The organism is Alcanivorax sp. NBRC 101098, from assembly GCF_001010505.1.
In the GTDB taxonomy this organism is placed as follows: domain Bacteria; phylum Pseudomonadota; class Gammaproteobacteria; order Pseudomonadales; family Alcanivoracaceae; genus Alcanivorax; species Alcanivorax borkumensis.
Genome location: NZ_AP014613.1, coordinates 931,480 through 952,892 on the forward strand (window position 1 = coordinate 931,480; position 21,413 = coordinate 952,892).

General features: G+C 53.5%; 22 protein-coding genes. 11 read left to right on the top strand and 11 right to left on the bottom strand.

Annotated features, from left to right (window positions below):
* Positions 1-28: 28 nt before the first annotated feature.
* Positions 29-451: a DoxX family protein gene (locus AS19_RS04330; RefSeq protein ID WP_011588102.1), complete on the top strand. Its 423-nt coding sequence runs from the start codon at positions 29-31 to the stop codon at positions 449-451.
* Positions 452-564: 113 nt separating this feature from the next.
* Here AS19_RS04330 and AS19_RS04335 read toward each other — a convergent pair whose 3' ends face one another.
* Positions 565-960: a TM2 domain-containing protein gene (locus tag AS19_RS04335; RefSeq protein ID WP_011588103.1), complete on the bottom strand. Its 396-nt coding sequence runs from the start codon at positions 958-960 to the stop codon at positions 565-567.
* Positions 961-985: 25 nt separating this feature from the next.
* Positions 986-2,179 carry a formate-dependent phosphoribosylglycinamide formyltransferase gene (gene purT / locus AS19_RS04340; protein ID WP_011588104.1) on the bottom strand — a complete coding sequence of 398 codons (1,194 nt, stop codon included), beginning with the start codon at positions 2,177-2,179 and terminating at the stop codon, positions 986-988.
* A 161-nt stretch (positions 2,180-2,340) separates the two neighbouring features.
* Here purT and tadA point away from each other — a divergent pair, with 161 nt between their 5' ends.
* Complete coding sequence (tadA, locus tag AS19_RS04345) at positions 2,341-2,799, top strand: tRNA adenosine(34) deaminase TadA (protein ID WP_011588105.1); 459 nt, start codon at positions 2,341-2,343, stop codon at positions 2,797-2,799.
* Between the two features lie 140 nt (positions 2,800-2,939).
* Here the strand turns inward: tadA and AS19_RS04350 are convergent, their stop codons facing one another.
* From AS19_RS04350 to AS19_RS04365, 4 genes are all read right to left on the bottom strand, one after another.
* A complete protein-coding gene (locus AS19_RS04350; RefSeq protein WP_011588106.1) occupies positions 2,940-4,094 on the bottom strand; it encodes an OmpA family protein in 1,155 nt (384 codons plus the stop codon).
* 176 nt (positions 4,095-4,270) lie between these two features.
* A complete protein-coding gene (locus AS19_RS04355; protein WP_011588107.1) occupies positions 4,271-5,128 on the bottom strand; it encodes a GGDEF domain-containing protein in 858 nt (285 codons plus the stop codon).
* Between the two features lie 88 nt (positions 5,129-5,216).
* The gene (locus tag AS19_RS04360; protein ID WP_035460785.1) at positions 5,217-5,741 is read right to left on the bottom strand and encodes a chalcone isomerase family protein; all 525 of its coding nucleotides are present in this window, start codon (positions 5,739-5,741) and stop codon (positions 5,217-5,219) included.
* Positions 5,723-6,292 carry a nuclear transport factor 2 family protein gene (locus tag AS19_RS04365; protein ID WP_035460783.1) on the bottom strand — a complete coding sequence of 190 codons (570 nt, stop codon included), beginning with the start codon at positions 6,290-6,292 and terminating at the stop codon, positions 5,723-5,725. Before AS19_RS04365 ends, AS19_RS04360 begins: the two co-directional genes overlap by 19 nt.
* A 138-nt stretch (positions 6,293-6,430) precedes the next feature.
* Between AS19_RS04365 and AS19_RS04370 the strand changes: the two genes are divergently transcribed.
* The 4 genes from AS19_RS04370 to AS19_RS04385 are packed head-to-tail and all read left to right on the top strand — an operon-like array spanning position 6,431 to position 10,055.
* A complete protein-coding gene (locus AS19_RS04370; protein WP_011588110.1) occupies positions 6,431-6,967 on the top strand; it encodes a DUF2878 domain-containing protein in 537 nt (178 codons plus the stop codon).
* Positions 6,960-7,733, top strand: coding sequence for a DUF1295 domain-containing protein (locus AS19_RS04375; RefSeq protein WP_011588111.1), 774 nt, complete (start codon positions 6,960-6,962; stop codon positions 7,731-7,733). Before AS19_RS04370 ends, AS19_RS04375 begins: the two co-directional genes overlap by 8 nt.
* On the top strand, positions 7,730-8,746 hold the full coding sequence (locus tag AS19_RS04380) for a cyclopropane-fatty-acyl-phospholipid synthase family protein (RefSeq protein WP_011588112.1): 1,017 nt from the start codon (positions 7,730-7,732) through the stop codon (positions 8,744-8,746). The genes AS19_RS04375 and AS19_RS04380 overlap by 4 nt, the downstream gene beginning before the upstream one ends.
* A 49-nt stretch (positions 8,747-8,795) precedes the next feature.
* Positions 8,796-10,055: a HAMP domain-containing sensor histidine kinase gene (locus AS19_RS04385; RefSeq protein ID WP_011588113.1), complete on the top strand. Its 1,260-nt coding sequence runs from the start codon at positions 8,796-8,798 to the stop codon at positions 10,053-10,055.
* A gap of 30 nt (positions 10,056-10,085) precedes the next feature.
* On the opposite strand, the gene AS19_RS04390 is transcribed toward AS19_RS04385, so the two are convergent.
* From AS19_RS04390 to AS19_RS04400, 3 genes are all read right to left on the bottom strand, one after another.
* The gene (locus AS19_RS04390; protein ID WP_101235022.1) at positions 10,086-10,952 is read right to left on the bottom strand and encodes a GAF domain-containing protein; all 867 of its coding nucleotides are present in this window, start codon (positions 10,950-10,952) and stop codon (positions 10,086-10,088) included.
* A 66-nt stretch (positions 10,953-11,018) separates the two neighbouring features.
* Positions 11,019-11,708: a response regulator transcription factor gene (locus AS19_RS04395; protein ID WP_197017562.1), complete on the bottom strand. Its 690-nt coding sequence runs from the start codon at positions 11,706-11,708 to the stop codon at positions 11,019-11,021.
* A gap of 171 nt (positions 11,709-11,879) precedes the next feature.
* Complete coding sequence (locus tag AS19_RS04400) at positions 11,880-12,872, bottom strand: GlxA family transcriptional regulator (protein WP_046961734.1); 993 nt, start codon at positions 12,870-12,872, stop codon at positions 11,880-11,882.
* Positions 12,873-12,964: 92 nt separating this feature from the next.
* Here AS19_RS04400 and AS19_RS04405 point away from each other — a divergent pair, with 92 nt between their 5' ends.
* Complete coding sequence (locus AS19_RS04405) at positions 12,965-14,752, top strand: acyl-CoA dehydrogenase (protein WP_046961735.1); 1,788 nt, start codon at positions 12,965-12,967, stop codon at positions 14,750-14,752.
* Positions 14,753-15,257: 505 nt separating this feature from the next.
* Here AS19_RS04405 and fabB read toward each other — a convergent pair.
* Entirely contained in the window at positions 15,258-16,472 is a 1,215-nt protein-coding gene (gene fabB / locus AS19_RS04410) for a beta-ketoacyl-ACP synthase I (RefSeq protein ID WP_011588118.1), read from the bottom strand.
* Between the two features lie 9 nt (positions 16,473-16,481).
* Positions 16,482-17,009: a 3-hydroxyacyl-[acyl-carrier-protein] dehydratase FabA gene (fabA, locus tag AS19_RS04415; RefSeq protein WP_011588119.1), complete on the bottom strand. Its 528-nt coding sequence runs from the start codon at positions 17,007-17,009 to the stop codon at positions 16,482-16,484.
* A 387-nt stretch (positions 17,010-17,396) separates the two neighbouring features.
* Between fabA and AS19_RS04420 the strand changes: the two genes are divergently transcribed.
* The 4 genes from AS19_RS04420 to AS19_RS04435 are packed head-to-tail and all read left to right on the top strand — an operon-like array spanning position 17,397 to position 21,364.
* Entirely contained in the window at positions 17,397-19,367 is a 1,971-nt protein-coding gene (locus AS19_RS04420; protein ID WP_035460777.1) for a heme lyase CcmF/NrfE family subunit, read from the top strand.
* Positions 19,357-19,905 (top strand): DsbE family thiol:disulfide interchange protein, encoded by a 549-nt coding sequence (locus tag AS19_RS04425; protein ID WP_011588121.1) that lies wholly within the window; start codon positions 19,357-19,359, stop codon positions 19,903-19,905. The genes AS19_RS04420 and AS19_RS04425 overlap by 11 nt, the downstream gene beginning before the upstream one ends.
* Positions 19,905-20,342 (top strand): cytochrome c-type biogenesis protein, encoded by a 438-nt coding sequence (locus AS19_RS04430; RefSeq protein WP_011588122.1) that lies wholly within the window; start codon positions 19,905-19,907, stop codon positions 20,340-20,342. The genes AS19_RS04425 and AS19_RS04430 overlap by 1 nt, the downstream gene beginning before the upstream one ends.
* The gene (locus AS19_RS04435) at positions 20,339-21,364 is read left to right on the top strand and encodes a cytochrome c biogenesis protein (RefSeq protein WP_011588123.1); all 1,026 of its coding nucleotides are present in this window, start codon (positions 20,339-20,341) and stop codon (positions 21,362-21,364) included. Before AS19_RS04430 ends, AS19_RS04435 begins: the two co-directional genes overlap by 4 nt.
* The last annotated feature ends 49 nt before the right edge of the window (positions 21,365-21,413 follow it).

A 21,413-nucleotide genomic window follows, 5' to 3' on the forward strand; every position in this document is an offset into this window, starting at 1 on the left:
CTTTGCTTTTTTTTCAGGAAAGTGAAGAATGGATTTTAAAAGCGGTAGTCGATGGAGCCTGAAAATAGTGAATAATCCAGATATAGGAAAGCTAATTTTACGCCTGTCTTTAGGGCTAATGCTGCTGTTGCATGGTGTCCATAAGCTTCATGCTGGCGTGGGCTGGATTTTCGCTATGTTAGCGCAGCATGATCTCCCTGGGGTTTTGGCCTATGGGGTATTCATTGGCGAGGTGATCGCGCCAGTGATGATCATTATGGGTTATCAGACACGCATTGGCGCCGGCTTGATTGTCACCAACATGCTGGTCGCTCTGGTATTAGCGCATATGGGAGAGCTTTTCAGCCTGAATAATACTGGTGGCTGGGCGATTGAACTGCAGGCGTTCTATTTGTTCACCGCGGCGGCGTTAGTATTCTTGGGGGCAGGAAAGTACGCGATGAAAAACTGATTAGCTGATCGGATCCCTAGCGCCCGATGTTGGGCGCTAAAAGATAAAGACGATCGCGTCAGGTCTTTTCAACGTCAAGCATCGGGCTTTTCCATATTAGGTTACGCAGGGCATTAAGCCAGACGATTTTTCTCTGTGATCTGACCGTTCAGTGTCCAGAAATCATAGAGAATACCTAGTCCGAACAGGCCTGCGGTAAGCAGGTAGATAATGCCAGTGACGACTTTGCCCATGTAAAAGCGGTGAACACCGAAAATGCCCAAGAAGGTGAGAAAAATCCAGCTGAGGTTGTAATCAATACTGCCTGCCTCGTAGCGCGTGTCCGCCGCGTCATCCATGCCGGGAATCAGGAACAGGTCAATAATCCAACCGATGAAGAACAGCCCCAGGGTAAAGAACCAAAGCGTGCCTGTGAGCGGGCGGCCATAGTAAAAACGGTGGGCACCCATGAAGCCAAAGATCCATAGTAGATAACCAATCACTTTACTGTGTGTGTCTTGGTTCTGCATATTTGATTCCTTTTATAACGAGGGTTTACAGGTCGACCTTGAATGCTGCAATAGCGGTGTTGGCTTTGTCTCGTGCTGCGTCAATAGTATCTGCTTTTGCTAATGCCACCCCCAGCCGGCGGCTGCCGTTGATGTCCGGCTTGCCAAACAGTCGCACTTCCGTATCCGCGTTGGCTAAGGCCGTGTTCAGGCCATGGTAGCGCATGGCTTCAGACTGGCCTTGTATCAGTAGCACGGAGGAAGCCGACGCCCCTCGTTGTTCAATGGTTGGTATTGGCAGGCCGAGAATGGCGCGGGCATGCAAGGCGAATTCGGATAGGGTTTGGGAAATCAGTGTGACCAGCCCGGTGTCGTGGGGGCGGGGGGAGACTTCACTGAAGTACACCTGATCGCCTTTGATAAATAATTCGACTCCGAAAATACCCAAGCCGCCAAGGGCATCGGTAATGGCCAGTGCGACTTCACGAGATGCTTGTAATGCTGCGGCGCTCATCGGTTGTGGCTGCCAAGATTCTTGATAATCGCCGTTTTCTTGGCGGTGACCAATGGGGGCACAATAACTGGTCTTAATCTCGCTGCCGGCCTTGTGGCGTACCGTTAGCAAGGTGATTTCGTAGTCAAAGTCCACAAACCCTTCCACGATGACCCGTCCTTTACCTGCGCGCCCGCCGGATTGTGCGTACTCCCACGCGGGCAGAATGTCGGCTTCGTTTTTCAGGGTGCTTTGGCCTTTCCCTGAAGAGCTCATCACCGGTTTGACCACGCAGGGGAAGCCAATTTCGCGCACGGCTTGTTGATAGCCTGCCAGGCTATCTGCAAAGCGATAGGGTGAGGTGGGCAATGATAGTTCTTCTGCTGCAAGGCAGCGGATGCCCTCGCGGTTCATGGTTAGCTGTGCAGCGCGAGCGGTGGGTACCACTGTGTAGCCTTCTGCTTCCAGCTTAACCAGTTCGTCTGTGGCGATAGCTTCAATTTCCGGAACGATCAGCGCAGGTTTTACCTGTTCGACTACTGCTCGCAGGGCGGTGCCATCCAGCATGTTGATGACATGACTATGTTGGGCGACCTGCATGGCAGGAGCGTGAGCATAACGATCCACCGCAATCACTTCGCAGCCATAGCGAATTAGTTCCAAAGCAACTTCGCGGCCTAGCTCGCCGGAACCCAGCAGCATCACACGGGTGGCGTTGTCGGTGAAAGGGGTGCCAATGACAGTCATAACAGCTCTCAATATGTGTGGTGCCCTGATTGTAATGAAAAGCAGACGCTACGCCAGCAGTGGCTGCCCTTGCCTCATTCTGTGCGCAGGAGGCTTGCGGTACACTTGGTGTGTTGTGCTTGCTGGGCGAGTTAGTCTGGGGCGTGAATTAAGGAGAGTAGGTGGACGATCAAGACTGGATGCAACAGGCTCTAATGCTGGCTCGTCAGGCGGCAGATCAGGGAGAGGTGCCTGTGGGGGCGCTGGTGGTTCGTGGAGGGCAGTTGTTGGGGCAGGGCTATAACCAGCCGATTACCGCCAATGATCCCAGTGCTCATGCGGAGATCATTGCCATGCGTAGTGCGTCCCTTGCAGAAAAGAATTACCGTCTTAGCGGTTGTACGCTCTATGTCACCCTAGAGCCCTGCACCATGTGTTTTGGTGCCATGGTTCATGCCCGCATCGGCAGGCTTGTATATGGCGCTAGTGAGCCACGTGCGGGGGTATGCGAAAGCCAGTTGCAGCTGCCATCGGTGGATTTCTACAATCATCGGGTGGAAGTGGAAAAAGGCGTTTTGGCAGAGGAAAGCGCTATGCTGCTCAAACGTTTCTTTGCGGATCGTCGAAAGAGGCCGCGTTAGAACGTTGCTGGGAAAACAGACCTTTCGTGGCGTCAGCAGAAACGATCTGCTCAGGTTGTGTTGCTTGCTGTGAGAGTGCTGAGATCACAGAACGAAAAAAGGGCCGGTAAAAACCGGCCCTTTTCAGTTAGCGTGGCTCCTTACTGGAACTGCGCTTCTTTGGTGGTCGCTTTCAGGATAGTTTCTACGCGACGGTTTTCGGCGCGGCCTTCGCTGGTCTTGTTGTCAGAGATAGGCTTCTCTTCACCGTAACCCACAGTGGTGATGCGATCTGCGCTAACGCCGAACTTGTCAACCAGTACGGCCTTCACAGCATCTGCACGCTGCTGGGACAGTTTCTTGTTGTAAGCGGCTGAACCAGTGCTGTCAGTATGGCCTTCCAGTACTAGGTTGGCTGACGGGTACTGGCGCATGTCTTCGGCTAGGTTTTCCAAAGACGGGTAAGAGGTCTGACGGACTTCGGTTTTATCGTGGCCGAATTCAACGTACAGAGTCTCCTTCACGTCCTTTTCTAGGTATTTCTGACAGCCTTTGTCATCAACTAGGGCCCCAGCAGGAGTGTTCGGGCAGTCGTCCATGCTGTTGACGATGCTATCGTTGTCGTCGTCCAGTTCACAACCAGTGGCATCTACCTGCGCGCCTGCTGGGGTGTTGGCGCACTGATCCCGGTCGTCTGGCACACCATCGCCATCGCTATCAGTAACGACATTTTCGATCGGAGCCGGTTCTTGTTCGTTGCTGGAACCGCCGATTAGGAAGTTAAGGCCAGCGTAAACTTCGGCATCCCAGCGCTCTGCGTCAAAGCTGTAGTAAGGACGTGCGCCTACGTCCAGCAGAAAGTGTGGGTGGAGGAGGGTTTGGAAACCCGTTTCCAGTGTGCCGATTGTTTCAGCATTGTCGTCTGAGCTGTTGCTGGTAGGCTCGAAACGCAGTTCACCCGCACCTATACCCACATAGGGTTCGAAGGCGGAGTTGCCTGCGAAATGTTTGCGGATTGCGCCGTGGGCAATATTGATATCGGCATCACCGCCGAGATTGGTGTTGGAGTTGTTACGCTCCCACCAACCTTGGAAGGACCAGTCACGATTAAAGCGGTAACCCATTTGAGCGCCGGGAAGGGTCACTTCGCTATCGCTGGTGTTTTGGTCAATGTGGTCACCCACGTCCAGCCAATTTTCACTGATGTGCCCGCCGAAGTAGAAAAACTGTTCGGGGATGTCGTCAGCAATGACAGTGGTGGTCGCGGTGACCGATGCGCAAGCAATGCTCGCCGCTAAAAAACGTTTAGCGTTCATAAGCTCCTTCCTTATTTTATTCAGTAGGCAGATCAAACACATTACCAGTGTTGGCTAGCCTGTCTCCCATGTAAATCCTCACATAGAGATTAATAAAAAAATTTACAAATATGGATTTTATTCGGTAGCAGGAAGGCGTTTTTTTGTAACGTTGTAATGTTAAAGCATTAAAAGTTTTATTTTTGTGGGTCCTTAATATTAGCCTGTTTGGCCTGTTGAGGTGTTACATCAGCGATGTCTTTGTATGAGGGGGGTTGGAGTACTTTTTCACGCCCTTCGTTGCGGTTCTGGTAGAGCGCATAATCTGCTTCGTTAAGCAGGGGGTTAAGGCTGCGGCCGCTATTTTCAGTGCTTGCGACTCCGATACGGGCTGAGACGATAACCGATTCTTCTGGCTGCGGTGCCGCTCCTAGGCTGGAAAGCTCGAGATTGCTGGCCAAGGTTTTTAACCCTTCCCCCATGCGCGCGGCATCGTCGAAATTGGTGTGGGGAAGCACCAAAAGAAATTGAGCGCCATCAAAGCGTCCAAATAGATCACTCTCGCGGATTTTCTCCCGAATGCAGTCTGCAAATAAGCGAAGGGCTTTTTCTCCAGTATGGCGCCCGTAACGGTCCAGTAGCTGGGTGAAATCCGCAATTTCGATAAGCAGGATGGAGACGGTGTAACTGTGCCGTTGGCTAAGCGCCAGTTCCCGTTCAAGCATGCCAAGCAGGTGGGGGCGATTGAACAAGCCGGTGAGGTGATCCTCTCGCGCCAGTTGTTGAAGTTGGTGGTTATATCGGTCTAGCGCGACCAGTCGGCAGCTGAATAGATAGAGCGGTGGGGCAACCAGTAATAAGGGTAGTAAGACGGCAAGAACCAGTGGCGACAACCAATCGCGTTCACCGACCAGCATGATGCCAATGCTGGTCAGCACCAGGGACACCAAGATGGAAATGAGAGTGATGAAGACGGTGCCTTTTAGCGCTGAGCGGCGGTCGCTATTACGGATTAGCTTGGCGGTCGTCGCTACCACATGAAAAAGCTTACCCATGCTCGATGGTCCCCCCCAACGTGTTGATTATTATGCTTTGTCAGTATCACGGTTGCCCGCATGGCGTGCAACCGTTAGCGAGTGAGCATCAACGCTGTAGTAGGTTTTCTTTTAGTGGTCGTGAATAAGGCGTTTCACCAAACCAAATGCGTAAATAGTTGCGGGCAAAATCATCCCCGGTTTCTGTGGCCAGCAGGGTGTTGTTAAGTGCCAGTGTCAGGCTGTTGGGGCGATAGGTTAGGGTATAGACATCACCGTCACCAATGTCCTGATAATGGTTGTTGAATTGTTTGAATCGCGCTTTATAGCGTTCGAAGTCAGCTTTGCTGAGATTTTTTTCCAGGAAATTGAGTGCAGCCTTAGCGAAGGCATCACCGGGCACTTCACGAAAGTAGCGGAAGCTTAGCCGCATGGGAGGGTTTTGTAGGTTGCTGGTTTGGCACTTGTGCCGTGACAGAGTGGCCTCTCCTACCGTAATGAAACGCAGTGCTTTTACATCGCTACGGGCACACACCTGCCAAGGCTGGTTGTTCTCGCTGGTGTAGCCAGGGGCAGTGAATATCGCAGTAACGAATAGCAGTACCGCTCGACTTATCAGTGTTTTCTTAACCATCGTGTTATTGGTCCTATCAAGGGTAAGTGCTGATCAACTCCTTGGCTGCTATCCCAGAAGTCCTGTTGAAAAATGACTTGTCCCTGTGCATTAAAGCGTAATTGACTGATCCCTATCGTGCGCGATAGCCGTTCGCTTCCAAGCATCGTAAAACGTGCGTCCATTACCCAGCGTAAGTAAAGATCGCTGCCGTCATTGATAACCTTGGTAATCGTCAACGACATGCTGTTAAGGCCCTCTGCTGTGGCCTGTAAGTGGGCGGCTAGTTCGTCTCGGGCTGTCAGGGTCACTAGAGTGTCATTGAAATACACCGGGTCGGCATAGATTGAGTCGATTTGTTCTGGAATCAGCGTCGCGTTCAGTGGGTTATAAAAAGCGGCAAAACGATTTATTACGCTGCTATCAGGTGGGGGGCTGGCTTGTGCTTCTGATGATGCGAGTGCTTGCTGATACTGGTTTGTGTACCCGTAGGGGCCTTTGACAGTACTGCTACACGCATTCAGTAGCACAGCCATCAATAACGAAATGGGTAATCTCAAGGAAGAATTCATCGGATCACTCTGGCGAATAAGCAGTGAATCGGGTGTGAAGCCTCGAAAAATAGACTTCAACGCAGGTATGGCCAGCCGGGTAAAGAATGTGGATAACGATTCACGGGGCTTTGACGAGGCCTGCCGCAAGCTCAACCCATGAATCTGCCCGCTAATGTTGTCATTGTGAATTTTCTTGCCTTCCAGTTGCTCTGGCCAGCAGCCGTTTTGGGCGCGTCTCTGGGTTGGGCCATGCTCGCTTGGTGTGTGTTGCTGGCCATGCTGATTACGCAAGTCGCACTGACCGGTCGATGGCGTAACGATGGGGTGTTGGTAGTGGCAGGGGCGGCTCTATGTGTCGTGATGGAGCCGTTGTGGCTATTGACTGATGTGTTGGAATATAGGAATTGGCCGCATCGTTGGTGGGCTCCGCATTGGGTTTGGGCTTTGTGGATGGGGTTTGCTGTGAGTTTTCGTTACAGCCTTGGCTGGTTGTGTGGCCGCCCCGCTCTCGCTGCTTTATTTGGTGCGGTGGGAGGCGTTTTTTCCGTCACTATGGGTATGCGTTTGGGGGCTGCGAGTGCCCCACAGGGTTGGGTATTGCTGGCGGTTATTTACGCTATTGGTTGGGCCATAGCGGTACCAATATTGGCACAAGTTGCCACGATGACAATGCGGGGAAAAGAGAATGCTTAATATTCATTACCTGTTACTTATTGTTCTGCTGATGGTGGCTACGGTGTTGTGGCTGCAACAGCTGCGCACTCAAAATGCCGGTTGGGTCGATGTGTTTTGGGCTTGGTCCGTGGGTATTGTCGGAATGAGCTTTTTGCTGACAGGTAGCGGCGCGCTGCTTCCCCGTGTGATTGCAGGCAGTCTTTTATTGGTGTGGTCGCTGCGCCTTGGCGGTCATATTTTCCAAAGAGTCAGTCAGGAAACATCAGAAGATGGACGTTATGCCGCTATGCGAGAGGCGTTAGGAGGCAAGGCCCAGCCGGTTTTTCTGTTTTTTTATTGGGGCCAAGCGCTGCTGGCCTGGTGTTTTGCACTGACGTTTTGGGTGGTGGCCGAGCAAGACTTTTTCACCACGCCTCTGGTTCTTCTCGGGGGGGGGATGGGTTTGTTTGCGATTGCTCTGGAGTCTCTGGCAGATAAACAGTTAGCAAGGTTTAAGAAGCGCCCGGACAGCAAAGGCAAAACCTGTCGTGAAGGACTATGGCGGTATAGCCGCCACCCCAACTATTTTGGCGAGTGGTTGCACTGGGTTAGTTACCCGGTGATTGCCATCGGCGCGCTGCACGGCGAATGGCTATGGTTGTTGCCGTTGGCCATGTTTGTGTTTCTGTGGTTTGTCACCGGCATTCCGTATACCGAAAAACAGGCGCTGAAATCCCGCGGTGATAATTACCGTGACTACCAGCGCACCACGAGTGCGTTCTTTCCTTGGAGACCTAAATCATGATGATTCAAATGGCTGAATCTGGCCTGTTACCCGATGGGCTGGTGCGTTTGGGTATTCGTCGTCTGTTGAGACAGCGGCTGCAGCAGGAAAAACAGCGCGATAACCGTCAGACCTTTGAAGCGGCTCTCCAGCAGGGGCCAGTGGCGGTGGGCCAAGATGAAGCCAATGAGCAGCATTATGAAGTAGATGCTCGGTTTTATGAGCAGGTATTGGGCTCACATTTGAAGTACTCCAGCGGCTATTGGCCTAGTTCATCGAGTTGCTTGGACGATGCTGAACGGGCGATGTTGGCCATGACCTGTGAGCGAGCTGATTTGTTAGATGGTCAAGATGTGCTGGAAATGGGTTGTGGGTGGGGGTCATTGACACTGTGGATGGCTAAACAGTATCCCAATAGTCGGATTACAGCGATTTCCAATTCGTCATCCCAGCGAGCCTTTATTTTAGGGCGCGCTGCTGAGCGCGGATTGGATAATGTGGACGTGATTACCGTCGATGCTTCCCAGTATCAGCCTTCCAAGCCCTATGACAGGGTGGTTTCGGTAGAAATGTTCGAACATATGCGAAATCACAAAACCTTGATGTTACGTATTCACGATTGGTTGAAGCCGGGGGGGAAATTATTCATCCATGTGTTCTGCCATCATGATCTGACGTACCTGTTTGAGACGGAAGGCAGCAAGGACTGGATGGCTAAGTATTTTTTCACCGGTGGAATGATGCCTGCCTATGATTGGCTGCCGCAGTGCGCGGGGAACCTTGAGGAGGAACAGCGTTGGGCGGTGAATGGGACGCACTATGCACGAACGCTGGAGGCCTGGTTGGTGTTGGCGGATGAAAAGCGTGAACAGTTGATTCTCCTGCTGGATGAAGTTTATGGCGAGGGGAAAGGTAAAGTCTGGTTGCAGCGTTGGCGTATATTTTTCATGGCGTGTGCTGAGTTGTTTAACTATGGTGAGGGACAAGAGTGGTTTGTTGCACACTACCGTTTCAGTAAAGCTGTTGTCAGTTGAGCCGGCGATATTGCGGCCATTGATGTAACGTTTTGATGATGAGTTATGCATGAAAAAAACCGGCGTCCAGCATCGTATAACCCGTGTCTATCTGGTTCAGTTATTGCTGATCAGTCTGGCCACCGTGCTGGGTGTATGGGCGACGGCCAATATCATTGAGCATGTGTTGGTCAAACAGGCCCTAATCAAGGAGGCCGATCATTATTGGTCTTTGTTTGAGGCAAATTCAACGCAACCACGGCCCAATACCCGCCACTTATTCGGTTTGCTGACCAGTGACGCGGTGCATGATGCCGTGCCGAAGGTACTCATGGATCTACCTGATGGCTATCAACGTGTGGATCTAGCCGGAGAACGGCCTATTGTTTATATCGAGCATCGCGATGACGCCCGGCTTTATTTAATCTTTGATGAAAAGCGCTTGTCAGTGCTGGCATTCATGTTCGGGATTTTACCACTGACGGGGGTGCTGTTGGTGATCTATATCACCTCGTTTCTCGGTTGGAAAAAATCCCGCGATTTACTCTCTCCACTGGTGCAGCTTTCTGATGCGTTGCGACAGACTCCGGTAAACGACCCAAGCGTGGCTCGCCCTGATCTAAGCGAAATAGCGGCGGACGCCGGCAGTGAAGTGGCTGTGCTGGTTACCGCTTTGGATGGTTATGCCAATCGGTTAGTGTCGTTTGTAGAGCGTGAGCGCCAGTTTACCCGTGATGCCAGCCATGAGTTACGTACGCCACTGGCCGTGTTTCGAGCCAACCTGGAATTGCTGGTGATTCAGATTGGGGATCGGCCACTGATACGGCGTATGGATGACACGGTTGATGATATGGAGGCGACGTTGGAGACATTGCTGATGCTGGCTCGTACCGAGCAGCATAGCCAGCAAAGTGAAGACGTGATTGTTAATGATCTGTCGGTGAATTTGATCGAACGCCTTAGCCCGTTGGCCGAACGCAAGCACATTCGATTACAGGTCCGGCAGACTGCACTGTTGAGTGTGAATTGCCCGGAAGCTGCGTTGACCATTGTGCTGACAAACCTGGTTCGCAATGCCATCAACTACAGTGGATCGGGTGATGTCACCATCGTGGTAATGGAGCAAGCGGTGCAGGTTGTGGATTATGGTGCGGGCATGGATGCGGAAGAATTATCGCGCATCATGCAACCTTTTGAGCGTGGTACGAGCATCGAAAGCGGCCATGGGTTGGGGTTGGCGATTGTGCAGCGCCTGTGCGAACGCTATCGCTGGTCGTTGATGGTAGCTAGTGAACCCGGTAAAGGCACGGAAGTCAGAGTGCAATTCTAAATGTATATTTCTTCTCTGCGGAGCGCATTCTTATATCGCCATTTCCTGGGCTCTGTTTAGGGGGCGCTGTTCAATCCGGACCAGTAGTTGTTTGGCGTTTAACGCATCACGAATGCGATGAATAGTGTTTTCCGCTTTGTTGGAATCTGCGTCAGCGAGAAGAATCCCGAAATGGTTGTTGCCCAGATGCGCAATGCTGTCCTGCTCGCGTAACAGGGCCGCGAGAGAGTCGGCGATCGTTATGCTGTTGCTACCCTGGGGTGCTTGTAAAGCAAGCACCGACGATTCCATGCCAAAATCCCGACAGTGCTGTTGTTCCTGAGTGATGATGTCTGCCCAGCCCTGCTGGCTGGGTAAGCCTGTATCAACGCAACGATCTGGGTGTTCCAGGAAAATATTGATGCGCTGTTGCTCGATGTCACGCAGGGCATGGGCTAGTAAGAAGCTGATAAGCCGTGCTTCATGCTGAAGAGTGGGCAGGGCTTGTTCCAAGGCTGGGTTCTGGGGGGTGGGATCCAGTGCGTAAAGGGTGCCAAAAAGCTGGTGTTTTAGGTCGACCAGAGGCAAGCCAATATAGGCGCCGATTGTCAGCTCATCTTTGATCGGTGCCTGATTATACAGCGGAGTGGCCGGGGCGTTGGCGGTAATGCAGGGGGCGCCCTGTTGCAGCATTCGGGCCCCATAGTTTTTTGCCCATTGCAGGCGGCTGCCTTGGGTCAAGCCGTAATAAGTATCCCGGGTTCGCAGTACCGTTAGTTCTTCATTGTGGTGGCGGGTGATCATCCACAGGGCCATACCAAAACGTTTTTGTAGTTCGTCAAGGTGAGCATCCAGTAACTCTGGGCAGGAAGAGTAACTGGTTAACGCTTTATTGGTGCTGTTGCTGTCGATGGGCATAAATGGGCAAAATTACTTTTTGCCCATTTTCAGCCCCTAACCCATCAAAGTGCAAGTGCCCTTGGATCACGGTGCGATTTCGGTCATTTCCTGGATGCTGAAACCGACTCCAGGCAGGGTATTCAGCAGGGCCTCGTCGAAGGGTTTGTCCACGGCTTTGCGCAGATTATACAGATGGCTGCGCAGGGCATCTGAATCGGGCACCAAGTCGCCCCAAAGCTCATGCTCCAGTTGTTCTCGGCTTACTACCTTGGGCGATTCACGCATTAATATACGCAAGATGCGGAAGGCGGTGGGGGAGAGTTTTAGCCGTTGCCCGCCACGGCGAACTTCCTGGCGAGCCGGGTCCAGCTCCAGATCGGCAATCTGCAGAGTGTTGGCGGTCACTTCTTTGCGCTGTCGACGTATCAATGCAGAGACCCGGGCAACCAGTTCCGGTAAAGCAAAAGGCTTGACGATGTAGTCGTCTCCGCCACGATCAAACCCTTCTAGTTTGTCTTCCAGTTGGTCTCGGGCAGTCATAAATATAACGGGCATATCCAGTGCCAGTTCTTCGCGCAAGTACTGGCAGAAACTGTAGCCGTCTTCGCCGGGAAGCATCACATCTAGAAGCATCAAGTCGTAATGATGCTCCTGGACCAGTTCCCGGGCCAGGCGAGTGTTACCGGCGTAGTCCACAGTGGCGCCTTGTTGCTCTAGGTATTCCAATACGGTTTGGGCCAGCTGGCGATGATCTTCTACCAGCAAAATGGACAGATTATTCACAGGACTCTCCTTGTGTGTCTGTGAGTATCCTCACTGCTCGCCCGTCAAGGTTCCGTCAATTGCCTTCACGTGCCTGAATCATTCCACTTTCAGCGCTTTCCTTCCTTAGCGCAATCCACAAACGATCAACGGCTCAACAGGCTCAATATTATTCATTGAGTGTTAGTCATTCAGCGCACCCGTGCGAGCGAAGCGCTGCCGGTAATGACTGGGTGATAAGCCGGTGTGACGTTTGAAGAGGCGTGAAAAACTGCTTACATCCTGGTAACCCACGCGCTCGGCTAGTTTGGCCAGATTATTGCTGCCCCGCTCCAGCATTTTTCGAGCGGCTTCAATGCGAACTCGTTGCAGATACTGCAAAGGTGGCTCGCCTAGCGTGGTGGTGAATCGCCGTTGCAACTGGCGCGGACTTAGGCACGCCCTCTCTGCCAGCTCTCCAAGACTGGTGTTTTCCTTGAAGTGCTCATGGATCCAGGCCTGAATAGCTTGTACTTGGTCGTCTTGATGGTAGGTATGGGCAGGCAAGCCTGCGTAGATGCTTTGCAGGTCGTTGCGTACATCGATGACAAAGGCTCGCGCCAGTTCGCGGGCCATGTCTGCACCGCAAAAGCGTTCAACCAACAAAATGGTTAGGTCTCGCCAGGCGGTGCCGCCACCGGCACAAAAAATATTGTCGTGGCGGGTAATAAGCTCCCGTTCGGTTAGGTTGACTTGTGGATAGCGGTGGCGAAATTCTTGGCTAAATCCCCAGTGGGTGGTAGCCGTTTTGCCGTCTAATAATCCGGCTTCTGCTAACAGGAAGGCGCCGGTACAGTTGCTGGCCAGATCTGCGCCGCCCTGATGCAGAAAGCGTAACCAGGACAGCGTGTCCTTTTCTTGTGACAACACGGTTTCGATCTGGCCGCCAATGGTGGGCACCACCACCAGATCGGCTTGATCTATTTGCTCCAGAGAGCAATCCACCGCCATGCGTATGCCGTTGGTACAACACACCGGGGTGCCGCCACGAGACACCACGTGTACTTTAAATTGCCGGCTCAGGGGTTGACCGTGGATTCGATTCCAGGTCACTCCGGTCAAATTGAGTAAATCCACCACTCCGGTCAGGGCTGAGGCAAAGACGCCGTCAAAAGCTAATACCGCTACCGTAAACATCTGTCGTTTTCCGCCATGAATTAGTCATAGGCGACAATGCCAGAGGCAACATAACGATGGCAATCTGTTATCCAAAATAACGGGAGGCTATTGTGAGTGATGTGATTCTTGACCGCCGTGATTTGAGCTTTCAGCTTTTTGAGGTGCAGGATACCGATAGCCTGTTTGCCCGCCCGCGCTTTGAAGATCACAGCCGTGAGACCATCGAAGCGGCACTGGATACTGCCGAGAAACTGGCGCGGGAAAAGTTCGCAACCCACAACGCTCTGTCTGATAAAGAGGAGCCGGCCTTTGTGGATGGCAAAGTGGTGATGCGGCCCGAGGTCAAAGAAGCGTTTGATGCTTATATCCGCGCCGGTTTTCTTTCATCGCGAGCCCGCTATGAAGAGGGCGGTATGCAGCTGCCTGAAATTACCGCCGCGGCTTGTAAAGGCATGTTCATGTGCGTGAATCCCAGTTCTACCGGTTATGTCTTCCTGACGGCGGCAGCAGCCAATGTGATTCGCAACTTTGGCAATGACACGCTAAAAGCCCGCTTCCTAGAACCGATGATGGCGGGCCGTTTCACCGGCACCATGGCGCTGACGGAGCCCCATGCTGGTTCTTCTCTCACAGATATACGCACCCGTGCGGTTCCACAGGATAACGGCAGTTATCGGATCAAGGGCAGCAAGATTTTTATTTCTGGTGGCGAGAATGAGCTGGCGGATAATATTGTCCACTTGGTGTTGGCGAAAATTCCCGGTGGCCCGGTCGGCGTTAAAGGTATTTCTCTGTTTGTGGTGCCGAAATATCGACTTGATAATAACGGCCACCCGGATGTCCGCAATGATGTGATTTTGGCGGGTCTGATCCACAAGTTGGGTTACCGTGGCACCACGAGCACGGCCTTGAGCTTCGGCGACGCTGATGATTGCCATGGTTATTTGGTGGGTGAAGCCCATCAAGGCCTGCGTTATATGTTCCAGATGATGAATGAAGCGCGGCTCGGTGTCGGGTTCGGCGCGGGTTTGCTTGGTTATCGTGGTTATCGGTTTGCGCTGGATTATGCCCGTGACCGGCGACAGGGCCGCCACCCTGACGACGCCGATTTTTCCAAGCCGCAGGTGCCGCTCATTGAGCATGCCGATGTGAAGCGGCTGCTGCTCACCCAGAAAGCCTATGCAGAAGCCGCCATTGCAATGAGCTTGTATGGCTACCGCCTGGTTGACGATATTGAAACCGGGAACGAGACGACGTCAAAAGAGGCTGAGCTGCTCCTTGATCTGCTGACCCCGGTTTTGAAAACCTGGCCTTCTGAGTTTGGTGTAAGAGCCAATGACATGGCCATTCAGGTTTTTGGTGGTGCGGGTTACACCCGTGAGTATCCGGTGGAGCAAGTGTGGCGTGATAATCGCCTTAACCCGATCCACGAAGGCACCACTGGCGTGCAGGGGCTAGATTTGTTGGGCCGCAAAGTGTGGGTAAACAATGGCAAAGGCCTAGTGCTGCTGGCCAGCCGTATCATGGCCGATGTGCTGGCCACCGCTAATGAGAACTGTAAGCCCATGGCAGGTGCGTTGCAGGCCATGCTCCCCTTGATTGAAAAAGCGACTCAGGCGGTGGGCAACCAAATGGCCAGTGCAGGTGCTCGTATTGCCTTGTCTAACGCTAACGCGTACCTGCAGTTGCTTGGCCAGGTGGTGGCAGCGTGGATGTGGTTGCGACAGGCCAATGCGGCAGCCTTGTTGACGAATCCTGATGATGCAGCCTTTGCCAAAGGGAAATTGCAGGCCGCCCGTTACTTCTTCAGATGGGAATTGCCGCGGGTAAAGTGGGATGCACAACAGTTGATTAATGGCGACGACACTTTTGCAGACATGGATCCCAGCTGGTTCTAATCTTGCCTCGATTTCGATCGGGCTATGCAGGTTGGATTAACCGAGTGCGCTTATCGTTATCACGCTTTAAATCTGTCATTGGCAAAAGACGCTCTGCTAGCTTTTTGAACCCACGTTAAGGGGCTTTTTAGGGGGGGCGCGAGTTAGCGTACAAACACCCGTTATTTCGGCTCAGTGCTAGGGTGGCTGATTTTGTGTGTTCTGCTCAATGGCCGATGCGAGATGTTTGCTGCTAAAGCAAAACGTCCTCTCCTTATCGTGTCGCTACGATGCTGCTTGTGGCCGTGATGGTCGTACTGATTTCTATTCGGTGACTAGGGGGGCATGACATGGATGAATCCAACTATGCGCTTTCCGTGGGCGCACAAGCGTTTAGCCTGGTAGAGAGATGAAATCGGTTTTTCTGGCTCCACAAAAAAGCCCGGCTACGGTAAGTGCCGGGCTTTTTTGGTGAGGGCTAGAAAACGCTTTTGGCGCTGTCAGCCATTACTGCACAGGGTTGAGCTTAGTCCTGCCATTTGCGCAACACCAGGCTGGCATTGGTGCCACCGAAACCAAAGCTGTTGCTCAGTACGGTGGTGGGGCCGCTATCTTTGCCTTTCACGAGTACTGGCATGCCTTCGGCTTGTTCATCCAATGTTTGAATATTGGCACTGACGGCGGTGAAGTCGTTCTGCATCATCAGCATGCAGTAGATTGCTTCCTGAACCCCGGCTGCGCCCAGGCTGTGGCCGGACAGGCTCTTGGTGGAACCAATTGAGGGGCACTGATCTGCAAACACTTCGCGGATAGCTTTCAGCTCGGCCACGTCTCCCACGGGTGTGCTGGTGCCGTGGGCGTTGATGTAATCAATGGAGCCATCCACCGTGGCTAGCGCCTGACGCATACAACGTGCCGCGCCTTCGCCGTTGGGGGCCACCATGTCGTGGCCATCGCTGGTGGCGCCGTAGCCTAACACTTCCGCATAAATGGTCGCGCCACGGGCCTTGGCGTGTTCCAGCTCTTCCACTACCACCATGCCGCCGCCGCCGGCGATCACGAAGCCATCACGGGTGGCATCGTACGCCCGTGACGCCTGTTCGGGGGTGTCGTTGTACTTGCTGGATAGGGCCCCCATAGCATCGAATAAGCAGCTCAAGGTCCAGTGTTCTTCTTCACCACCGCCGGCAAATACCACGTCTTGTTTGCCCAGTTGAATCTGCTCTACGGCATTGCCAATACAGTGGGCACTGGTCGCACAGGCAGAAGCGATGGAGTAGTTCACCCCTTTGATCTTAAACGGTGTGGCTAGGCATGCTGAGACGGTTGATGCCATCACCCGCGGTACCATGTAAGGACCAACCCGCTTTACGCCGCGGTTGCGGGCGATGTCGGCGGCTTCCACCTGGTTAAAGGAGGAATGGCCACCGGAGCCGGCGATCAGGCCGGTGCGTTCATTGCTGACCTGCTCGTCGCTGAGCCCGGAGTCAGTAATCGCATTCTGCATGGCCACGTAGGCATAGGCGGCCGCATCACCCATGAAGCGGCGTGGTTTACGGTCGATAAAATCATCAAGCTGGATGTCGGGAGTGCCCGCTATTTGGCTGCGCATGCCGATTTCCTGATATTGCTCTTTAAAGCGGATACCGGAACGGCCTTCTCGCAATGAACGAGTGACGCTGTCAGCGTCGTTGCCTAGACAGGAAACTATGCCCATCCCTGTGATTACTACGCGGCGCATGAATCGCTCCTAAAAACCATCGGTAGAAGTGAACAAGCCAACTTTCAGATCGTCGGCCTGATAGATGTCTTTTCCGTCCACAGATACGGTGGCATCCGCCAAGCCCAGAACCAGCTTGCGGGAAATGACCCGTTTCAGGTCGATTCGATAAGTCAGCTTTTTGGCTGTAGGCAAAACCTGGCCGGAAAACTTCACGTTACCTACGCCCAGTGCACGGCCCCGGCCTGGGTTGCCTACCCAGCCCAGGAAAAACCCGAGCAGCTGCCAGGTAGCATCCAAGCCCAAGCAACCGGGCATCACCGGGTCGCTTTCAAAATGGCAATCAAAGAACCAGAGATCTGGGTGGATATCGAGTTCGGCGATGATTTCACCTTTGCCGTATTTGCCCCCCTGGTCGCTGATATGGGTGATACGGTCCATCATCAGCATGTTGGGTAAAGGCAATCGCGCATTATTGGGGCCAAAGAGTTCCCCGTGCGCGCAGGCGAGGAGATCCTCGCGTGTATAAGAAGATTTTTGTGTTGTCGTAGTGCTCAAAGTCTTACTCCATGCAGGCCAGGGCGACGCATTTTGAGTATATGGATTATTCGTGACGTTTTATCTTCAGCGCGGTGACACACTGTTATGTTCTAGCTGATAGTAGCAAAGCAAAGTGAAAGCATACGAATAGCAACCGTCTCAAAATATGTCTTGGCGTCGTTTTACCGAAAATGACCGATGAACGGAGCGTGACCACGGCGGTCTAGTATCGTTGAGGGGGATCGTTTCATTGTGGCAGAGCCATGGACTTGCAATTGCCGGACCATCTACCGATGCTATGCGCGCCGGATCGCGCCAAAGCAGCGTCCGGCGGCCCTTTGACCAGTCAGAATCGCAAGTTGTTTATCCCAGTCGTGTATTTAGTCGTATAAGTAAGGAGCTCTCGTGGCGGCAGAAATCGGGCATCTCTCTCTGTGGTTGGCACTGGCCGCAGCATTGTGTCTATCAGTGTTTCCGCTGATTGGCGTTTATCGCAACATGCCCGCTTGGCAGTGGTACGCTCGACCGTTGGCCTGGATCCAATGGCTGGCAATGACCATCGCCATGGTGGCGTTAGGCTATTGCTTCTACATCAATGATTTCTCGGTGACCTATGTGGCTGGCCACAGTAACTCGGCATTGCCGCTGGCGTACCGGTTGTCCGCCATTTGGGGCGGCCATGAAGGGTCCCTGTTGTTGTGGGGCTGGATGCTGTCCGGGTGGGCCGCCATGGTCGGGCTGCTGAGTCGCAGTGTGCCGTTGCCCATGGTGAGCCGGGTATTGTCTGTCATGGGCATGATTGCCGTGGGCTTTATGTTGTTCATGCTACTTACGTCCAATCCTTTCGATCGAAACCTGCCCTGGTTTCCGCTGGACGGTGCTGACCTGAACCCGCTGTTACAGGATCCGGGGCTGATCATTCACCCGCCGATGCTTTATATGGGCTACGTGGGCTTTGCGGTGGCGTTTGCATTTGCCGTGGCGGGGTTGCTGATGGGCAACCTGGATCCTGCCTGGGCCCGCTGGGCGCGGCCGTGGACCACGGTAGCGTGGAGCTTCCTAACGGTGGGCATCGCGCTGGGCTCCTGGTGGGCCTATTACGAGTTGGGCTGGGGCGGCTGGTGGTTCTGGGACCCGGTGGAAAACGCTTCCTTGCTGCCGTGGTTAGCCGGGACCGCGCTCATTCACTCTTTAGCGGTGAGTGAGAAACGCAATATGTTCCGTGCCTGGACAGTGTTGCTGGCGATCATTACGTTTTCCTTGAGCCTGTTGGGTACCTTCTTGGTTCGCTCGGGGGTGCTAACGTCGGTTCATGCCTTTGCCAATGATCCGGCACGGGGGGCCTTTATCCTGGGTTTCCTTATCGTCGTCGCCGGGGGGGCGTTAACGTTGTTTAGTCTGCGTGCGTCATCGTTACGCAGCAACACGGGGTTCAAACCGGTATCCCGGGAAGCTTTCCTGTTGGGTAATAACCTGATTTTGCTAACCGCCACTTCTGTGGTGTTGATGGGGACGCTATTTCCCCTGATTGGCGAAGCGCTGGACATGAAAATCTCCATCCGCAGCCCATACTTCAATGGTTTCTTTGTGCCGTTGGCGCTGGTGTTGATTCTATTGATGGTGCCGGGGGTGTTCAGTAACTGGAAACGTCAGGACGGCAATACCTTGCTTAAACGCATGGCCCTGTTGGCTCCTGCTGCGATCATTGCGGGATGGTTCGGCTCTCGATTGCCCGATCCAAGCCCCTGGCAGGGCGTTTTGGCCATCATGCTGGCTTTGTTCCTGGTTTTTGCTCATATAGATGATGTAATCCGCCGGGCTAGCGCTTACAAGCAAGGTTTCGTTACGGGTTTGGGTAAGCTGGGGCGCGGTTACTGGGGCATGGTGTTCGCTCATTGTGGTTTGGCGGTGTTGATCGCCGGTATTACATTGGTGAGCTTCCATGAGGTGGAGCGGGACATTCGTATGGGGCCGGGCGATACGGCTGACCTGGGCCATTACACCTTTGTGTTCGACAGCTTGGATAAATACAGCGGGCCCAACTTTGACGCCACCCGCGGCCATTTTCATGTCAGCCATGACGGGGACCCGGTGGCGGTGATGCACCCGGAAAAACGGACTTATCACGCCAGTGGCCAGGTAATGACAGAAGCGGCGATTGATGCTGGTTTCTGGCGCGACCTCTATGTGGCGCTAGGTGAGCCCTTGGATAACAGCGATGCTTGGGCTGTGCGTATTTATTTCAAACCAGGCATTCGGTGGATCTGGCTGGGGGCATTGATTATGGCCCTTGGCGGCGCGCTGGCATTGACGGACAAACGTTATCGGCGCAACCGTTTTGCCACCAATGACGCAGGAGTGGCCAATGAAAGCTAATTCTCCCTGGGTGTTTTTGCCCTTGGTCGGGTTTGTGTTGCTAGCGGTGCTGTTGGCCAGTGGCTTGGGGCGCGATCCGCAGGAACTGCCATCTGCTCTAGTGGGTAAACCGGTGCCATCATTTTCTCTGTCGTCGCTGCTGACCGAAGAAACCTATACGGAGGATTCTTTGAAAGGGCGCTGGCAGTTACTCAATGTATGGGCTACTTGGTGCCCGACTTGCCATGTTGAACATCCCTATTTGCTGGAGCTGGCCGCTCGGGGCGTGGCCATTGCCGGTTTGAATTATAAAGACGAGCTGCCCGCTGCCCGCCAGTATTTGGCCAACTTGGGCAATCCATTCACCCATGTCATTGTCGATGCGGATGGTCAGCTGGGTCTGGATTTAGGGGTGTACGGTGCCCCGGAAACCTTTTTGATTAACCCGGCTGGCGAGATCGTATTGCGCCATGCGGGTGATCTGAATGCCCGTGTTTGGGAAGAAAAATTCCTGCCGTTACTGCCCGCTCAGGCGGGGCAGGGTAAGGGGGGCCAATAATGCTACGTATTGTCTTGTTGCTCACCTTGTCCATGTCAGCTTTTGCCGCTATCGATGTTTACCAGTTCGATAATCAGCAGCAGGAGCAGCGTTTTCGTATCCTTTCAGAAGAGCTGCGTTGCCCGAAATGTCAGAACCAAAGCATCGCCGATTCGGATGCGGGTATCGCCCAGGACATGCGTACGCGGGTGCATACCATGATTCTGGAAGGCAAGAGCGATGAACAGATCGTTGATTATTTTGTTTCCCGCTATGGAGACTTTGTCAGCTATCGGCCACCAGTGAATGCCGGCACCTCGATCCTGTGGCTAGGGCCAATACTGTTATTGCTGGGCGGTGCCGTTTTGATCGTGTTGTTGCTGCGAAAAGCCAGCCGTAAGGCCGCACTGGAAGAACAGAAACTGCAGAATAAAGAGCCGGGAGAGGGAACAAAATGATGTTGTGGGTGATGTCGCTGGTTCTGTTACTGATATTGGCAGCCATGCTGTGGTTGATGTGGCGGAGTGAAGCCCGCAAGGCCGGCAAAAACATGTCTGGGGCTTTGGGGATTCCATTGGTGATGGTGATTCTGGCGGGTGCTGGCTACGGATTAATCGGGCTAAATGAGCACACTGGCACCTGGTTAACGCATAAGCAGGAATACGGTGATGTTGCGCAGCAAATCATTGCCGGCCAACCACCGGAGAAGGCGGCCTCCGAAGTGCCCGCTGGCGCTCTGGTGCGGGTTCTTCAGTCTGAACTTTCGCAAACGCCCTCTGCCGTGGGCTGGTATGCATTGGGGGCCCTCTATGATCAGCTAGGCGCGCCGGTACAAACGGAGGAAGCTGCCCGTAAGGCTCTGCAGCTCAACCCAGAGAATGCCGCCATGCATTTATTACTGGCTCGGGCACTGATTGAAAAGAACGAGGCACGACTAACTGATCCCGCTTTAGATGAGATTCGCTGGGTACTGGATCGTGAACCGAATCATGATGGTGCCTGGATGCTGTTGGCCATGTCGGCCGATCGAGCTGGTCGTTACGCGTTGGCGGAACAGGCTTGGGCGTCGTTGCTGTCGCGACACAGTCAGGGTGAAACCGCAGATCTGTTACAGCGAGGACTGAATCGAGCAAGAGAACAGAAGCAACGGGAAGGGCTTTTCGCCAATCTCAGCGCTACAGTTCATGGTGAAAATCTACCCGCTGGGGGCACTTTGTTTGTGTTTCTGCGTGAAGCGGGTAGTGCGGGGCAGCCCTTGGCTGCGCAACGAAAAGTTGTCCCTCATTTCCCTATTAATATTGAGCTTACGGCGGCTAACTGGCTACAGTCCTATCCGGACGAGCAGGCAGATCTTGTCATTGGCGCACGTTATACACCGGCACCTGGAGCCTCGGTGGACCAAGCTGCCATTACCGCCGTCCCCACCCCGCTCAAACTCCCCCAGCGCCAGCCCGCAGTGCTTAATTTGTCCCGCCAATAGGGGCTTGTTGCCTTGGGCTGCTACCTAAGTAGCAGCCCCTATCCCTTGT

What these genes read in the sequence shown, in the direction of transcription:
- AS19_RS04330 (WP_011588102.1), top strand. Translation starts at nt 29, where the DNA reads ATGGATTTTAAAAGCGGTAGTCGATGGAGCCTGAAAATAGTGAATAAT.
- AS19_RS04335 (WP_011588103.1), bottom strand. Translation starts at nt 960, where the DNA reads ATGCAGAACCAAGACACACACAGTAAAGTGATTGGTTATCTACTATGG.
- purT (WP_011588104.1), bottom strand. Translation starts at nt 2,179, where the DNA reads ATGACTGTCATTGGCACCCCTTTCACCGACAACGCCACCCGTGTGATG.
- AS19_RS04350 (WP_011588106.1), bottom strand. Translation starts at nt 4,094, where the DNA reads ATGAACGCTAAACGTTTTTTAGCGGCGAGCATTGCTTGCGCATCGGTC.
- AS19_RS04355 (WP_011588107.1), bottom strand. Translation starts at nt 5,128, where the DNA reads ATGGGTAAGCTTTTTCATGTGGTAGCGACGACCGCCAAGCTAATCCGT.
- AS19_RS04360 (WP_035460785.1), bottom strand. Translation starts at nt 5,741, where the DNA reads ATGGTTAAGAAAACACTGATAAGTCGAGCGGTACTGCTATTCGTTACT.
- AS19_RS04365 (WP_035460783.1), bottom strand. Translation starts at nt 6,292, where the DNA reads ATGAATTCTTCCTTGAGATTACCCATTTCGTTATTGATGGCTGTGCTA.
- AS19_RS04370 (WP_011588110.1), top strand. Translation starts at nt 6,431, where the DNA reads ATGAATCTGCCCGCTAATGTTGTCATTGTGAATTTTCTTGCCTTCCAG.
- AS19_RS04375 (WP_011588111.1), top strand. Translation starts at nt 6,960, where the DNA reads ATGCTTAATATTCATTACCTGTTACTTATTGTTCTGCTGATGGTGGCT.
- AS19_RS04380 (WP_011588112.1), top strand. Translation starts at nt 7,730, where the DNA reads ATGATGATTCAAATGGCTGAATCTGGCCTGTTACCCGATGGGCTGGTG.
- AS19_RS04385 (WP_011588113.1), top strand. Translation starts at nt 8,796, where the DNA reads ATGAAAAAAACCGGCGTCCAGCATCGTATAACCCGTGTCTATCTGGTT.
- AS19_RS04390 (WP_101235022.1), bottom strand. Translation starts at nt 10,952, where the DNA reads ATGCCCATCGACAGCAACAGCACCAATAAAGCGTTAACCAGTTACTCT.
- AS19_RS04400 (WP_046961734.1), bottom strand. Translation starts at nt 12,872, where the DNA reads ATGTTTACGGTAGCGGTATTAGCTTTTGACGGCGTCTTTGCCTCAGCC.
- fabB (WP_011588118.1), bottom strand. Translation starts at nt 16,472, where the DNA reads ATGCGCCGCGTAGTAATCACAGGGATGGGCATAGTTTCCTGTCTAGGC.
- AS19_RS04425 (WP_011588121.1), top strand. Translation starts at nt 19,357, where the DNA reads ATGAAAGCTAATTCTCCCTGGGTGTTTTTGCCCTTGGTCGGGTTTGTG.
- AS19_RS04430 (WP_011588122.1), top strand. Translation starts at nt 19,905, where the DNA reads ATGCTACGTATTGTCTTGTTGCTCACCTTGTCCATGTCAGCTTTTGCC.
- AS19_RS04435 (WP_011588123.1), top strand. Translation starts at nt 20,339, where the DNA reads ATGATGTTGTGGGTGATGTCGCTGGTTCTGTTACTGATATTGGCAGCC.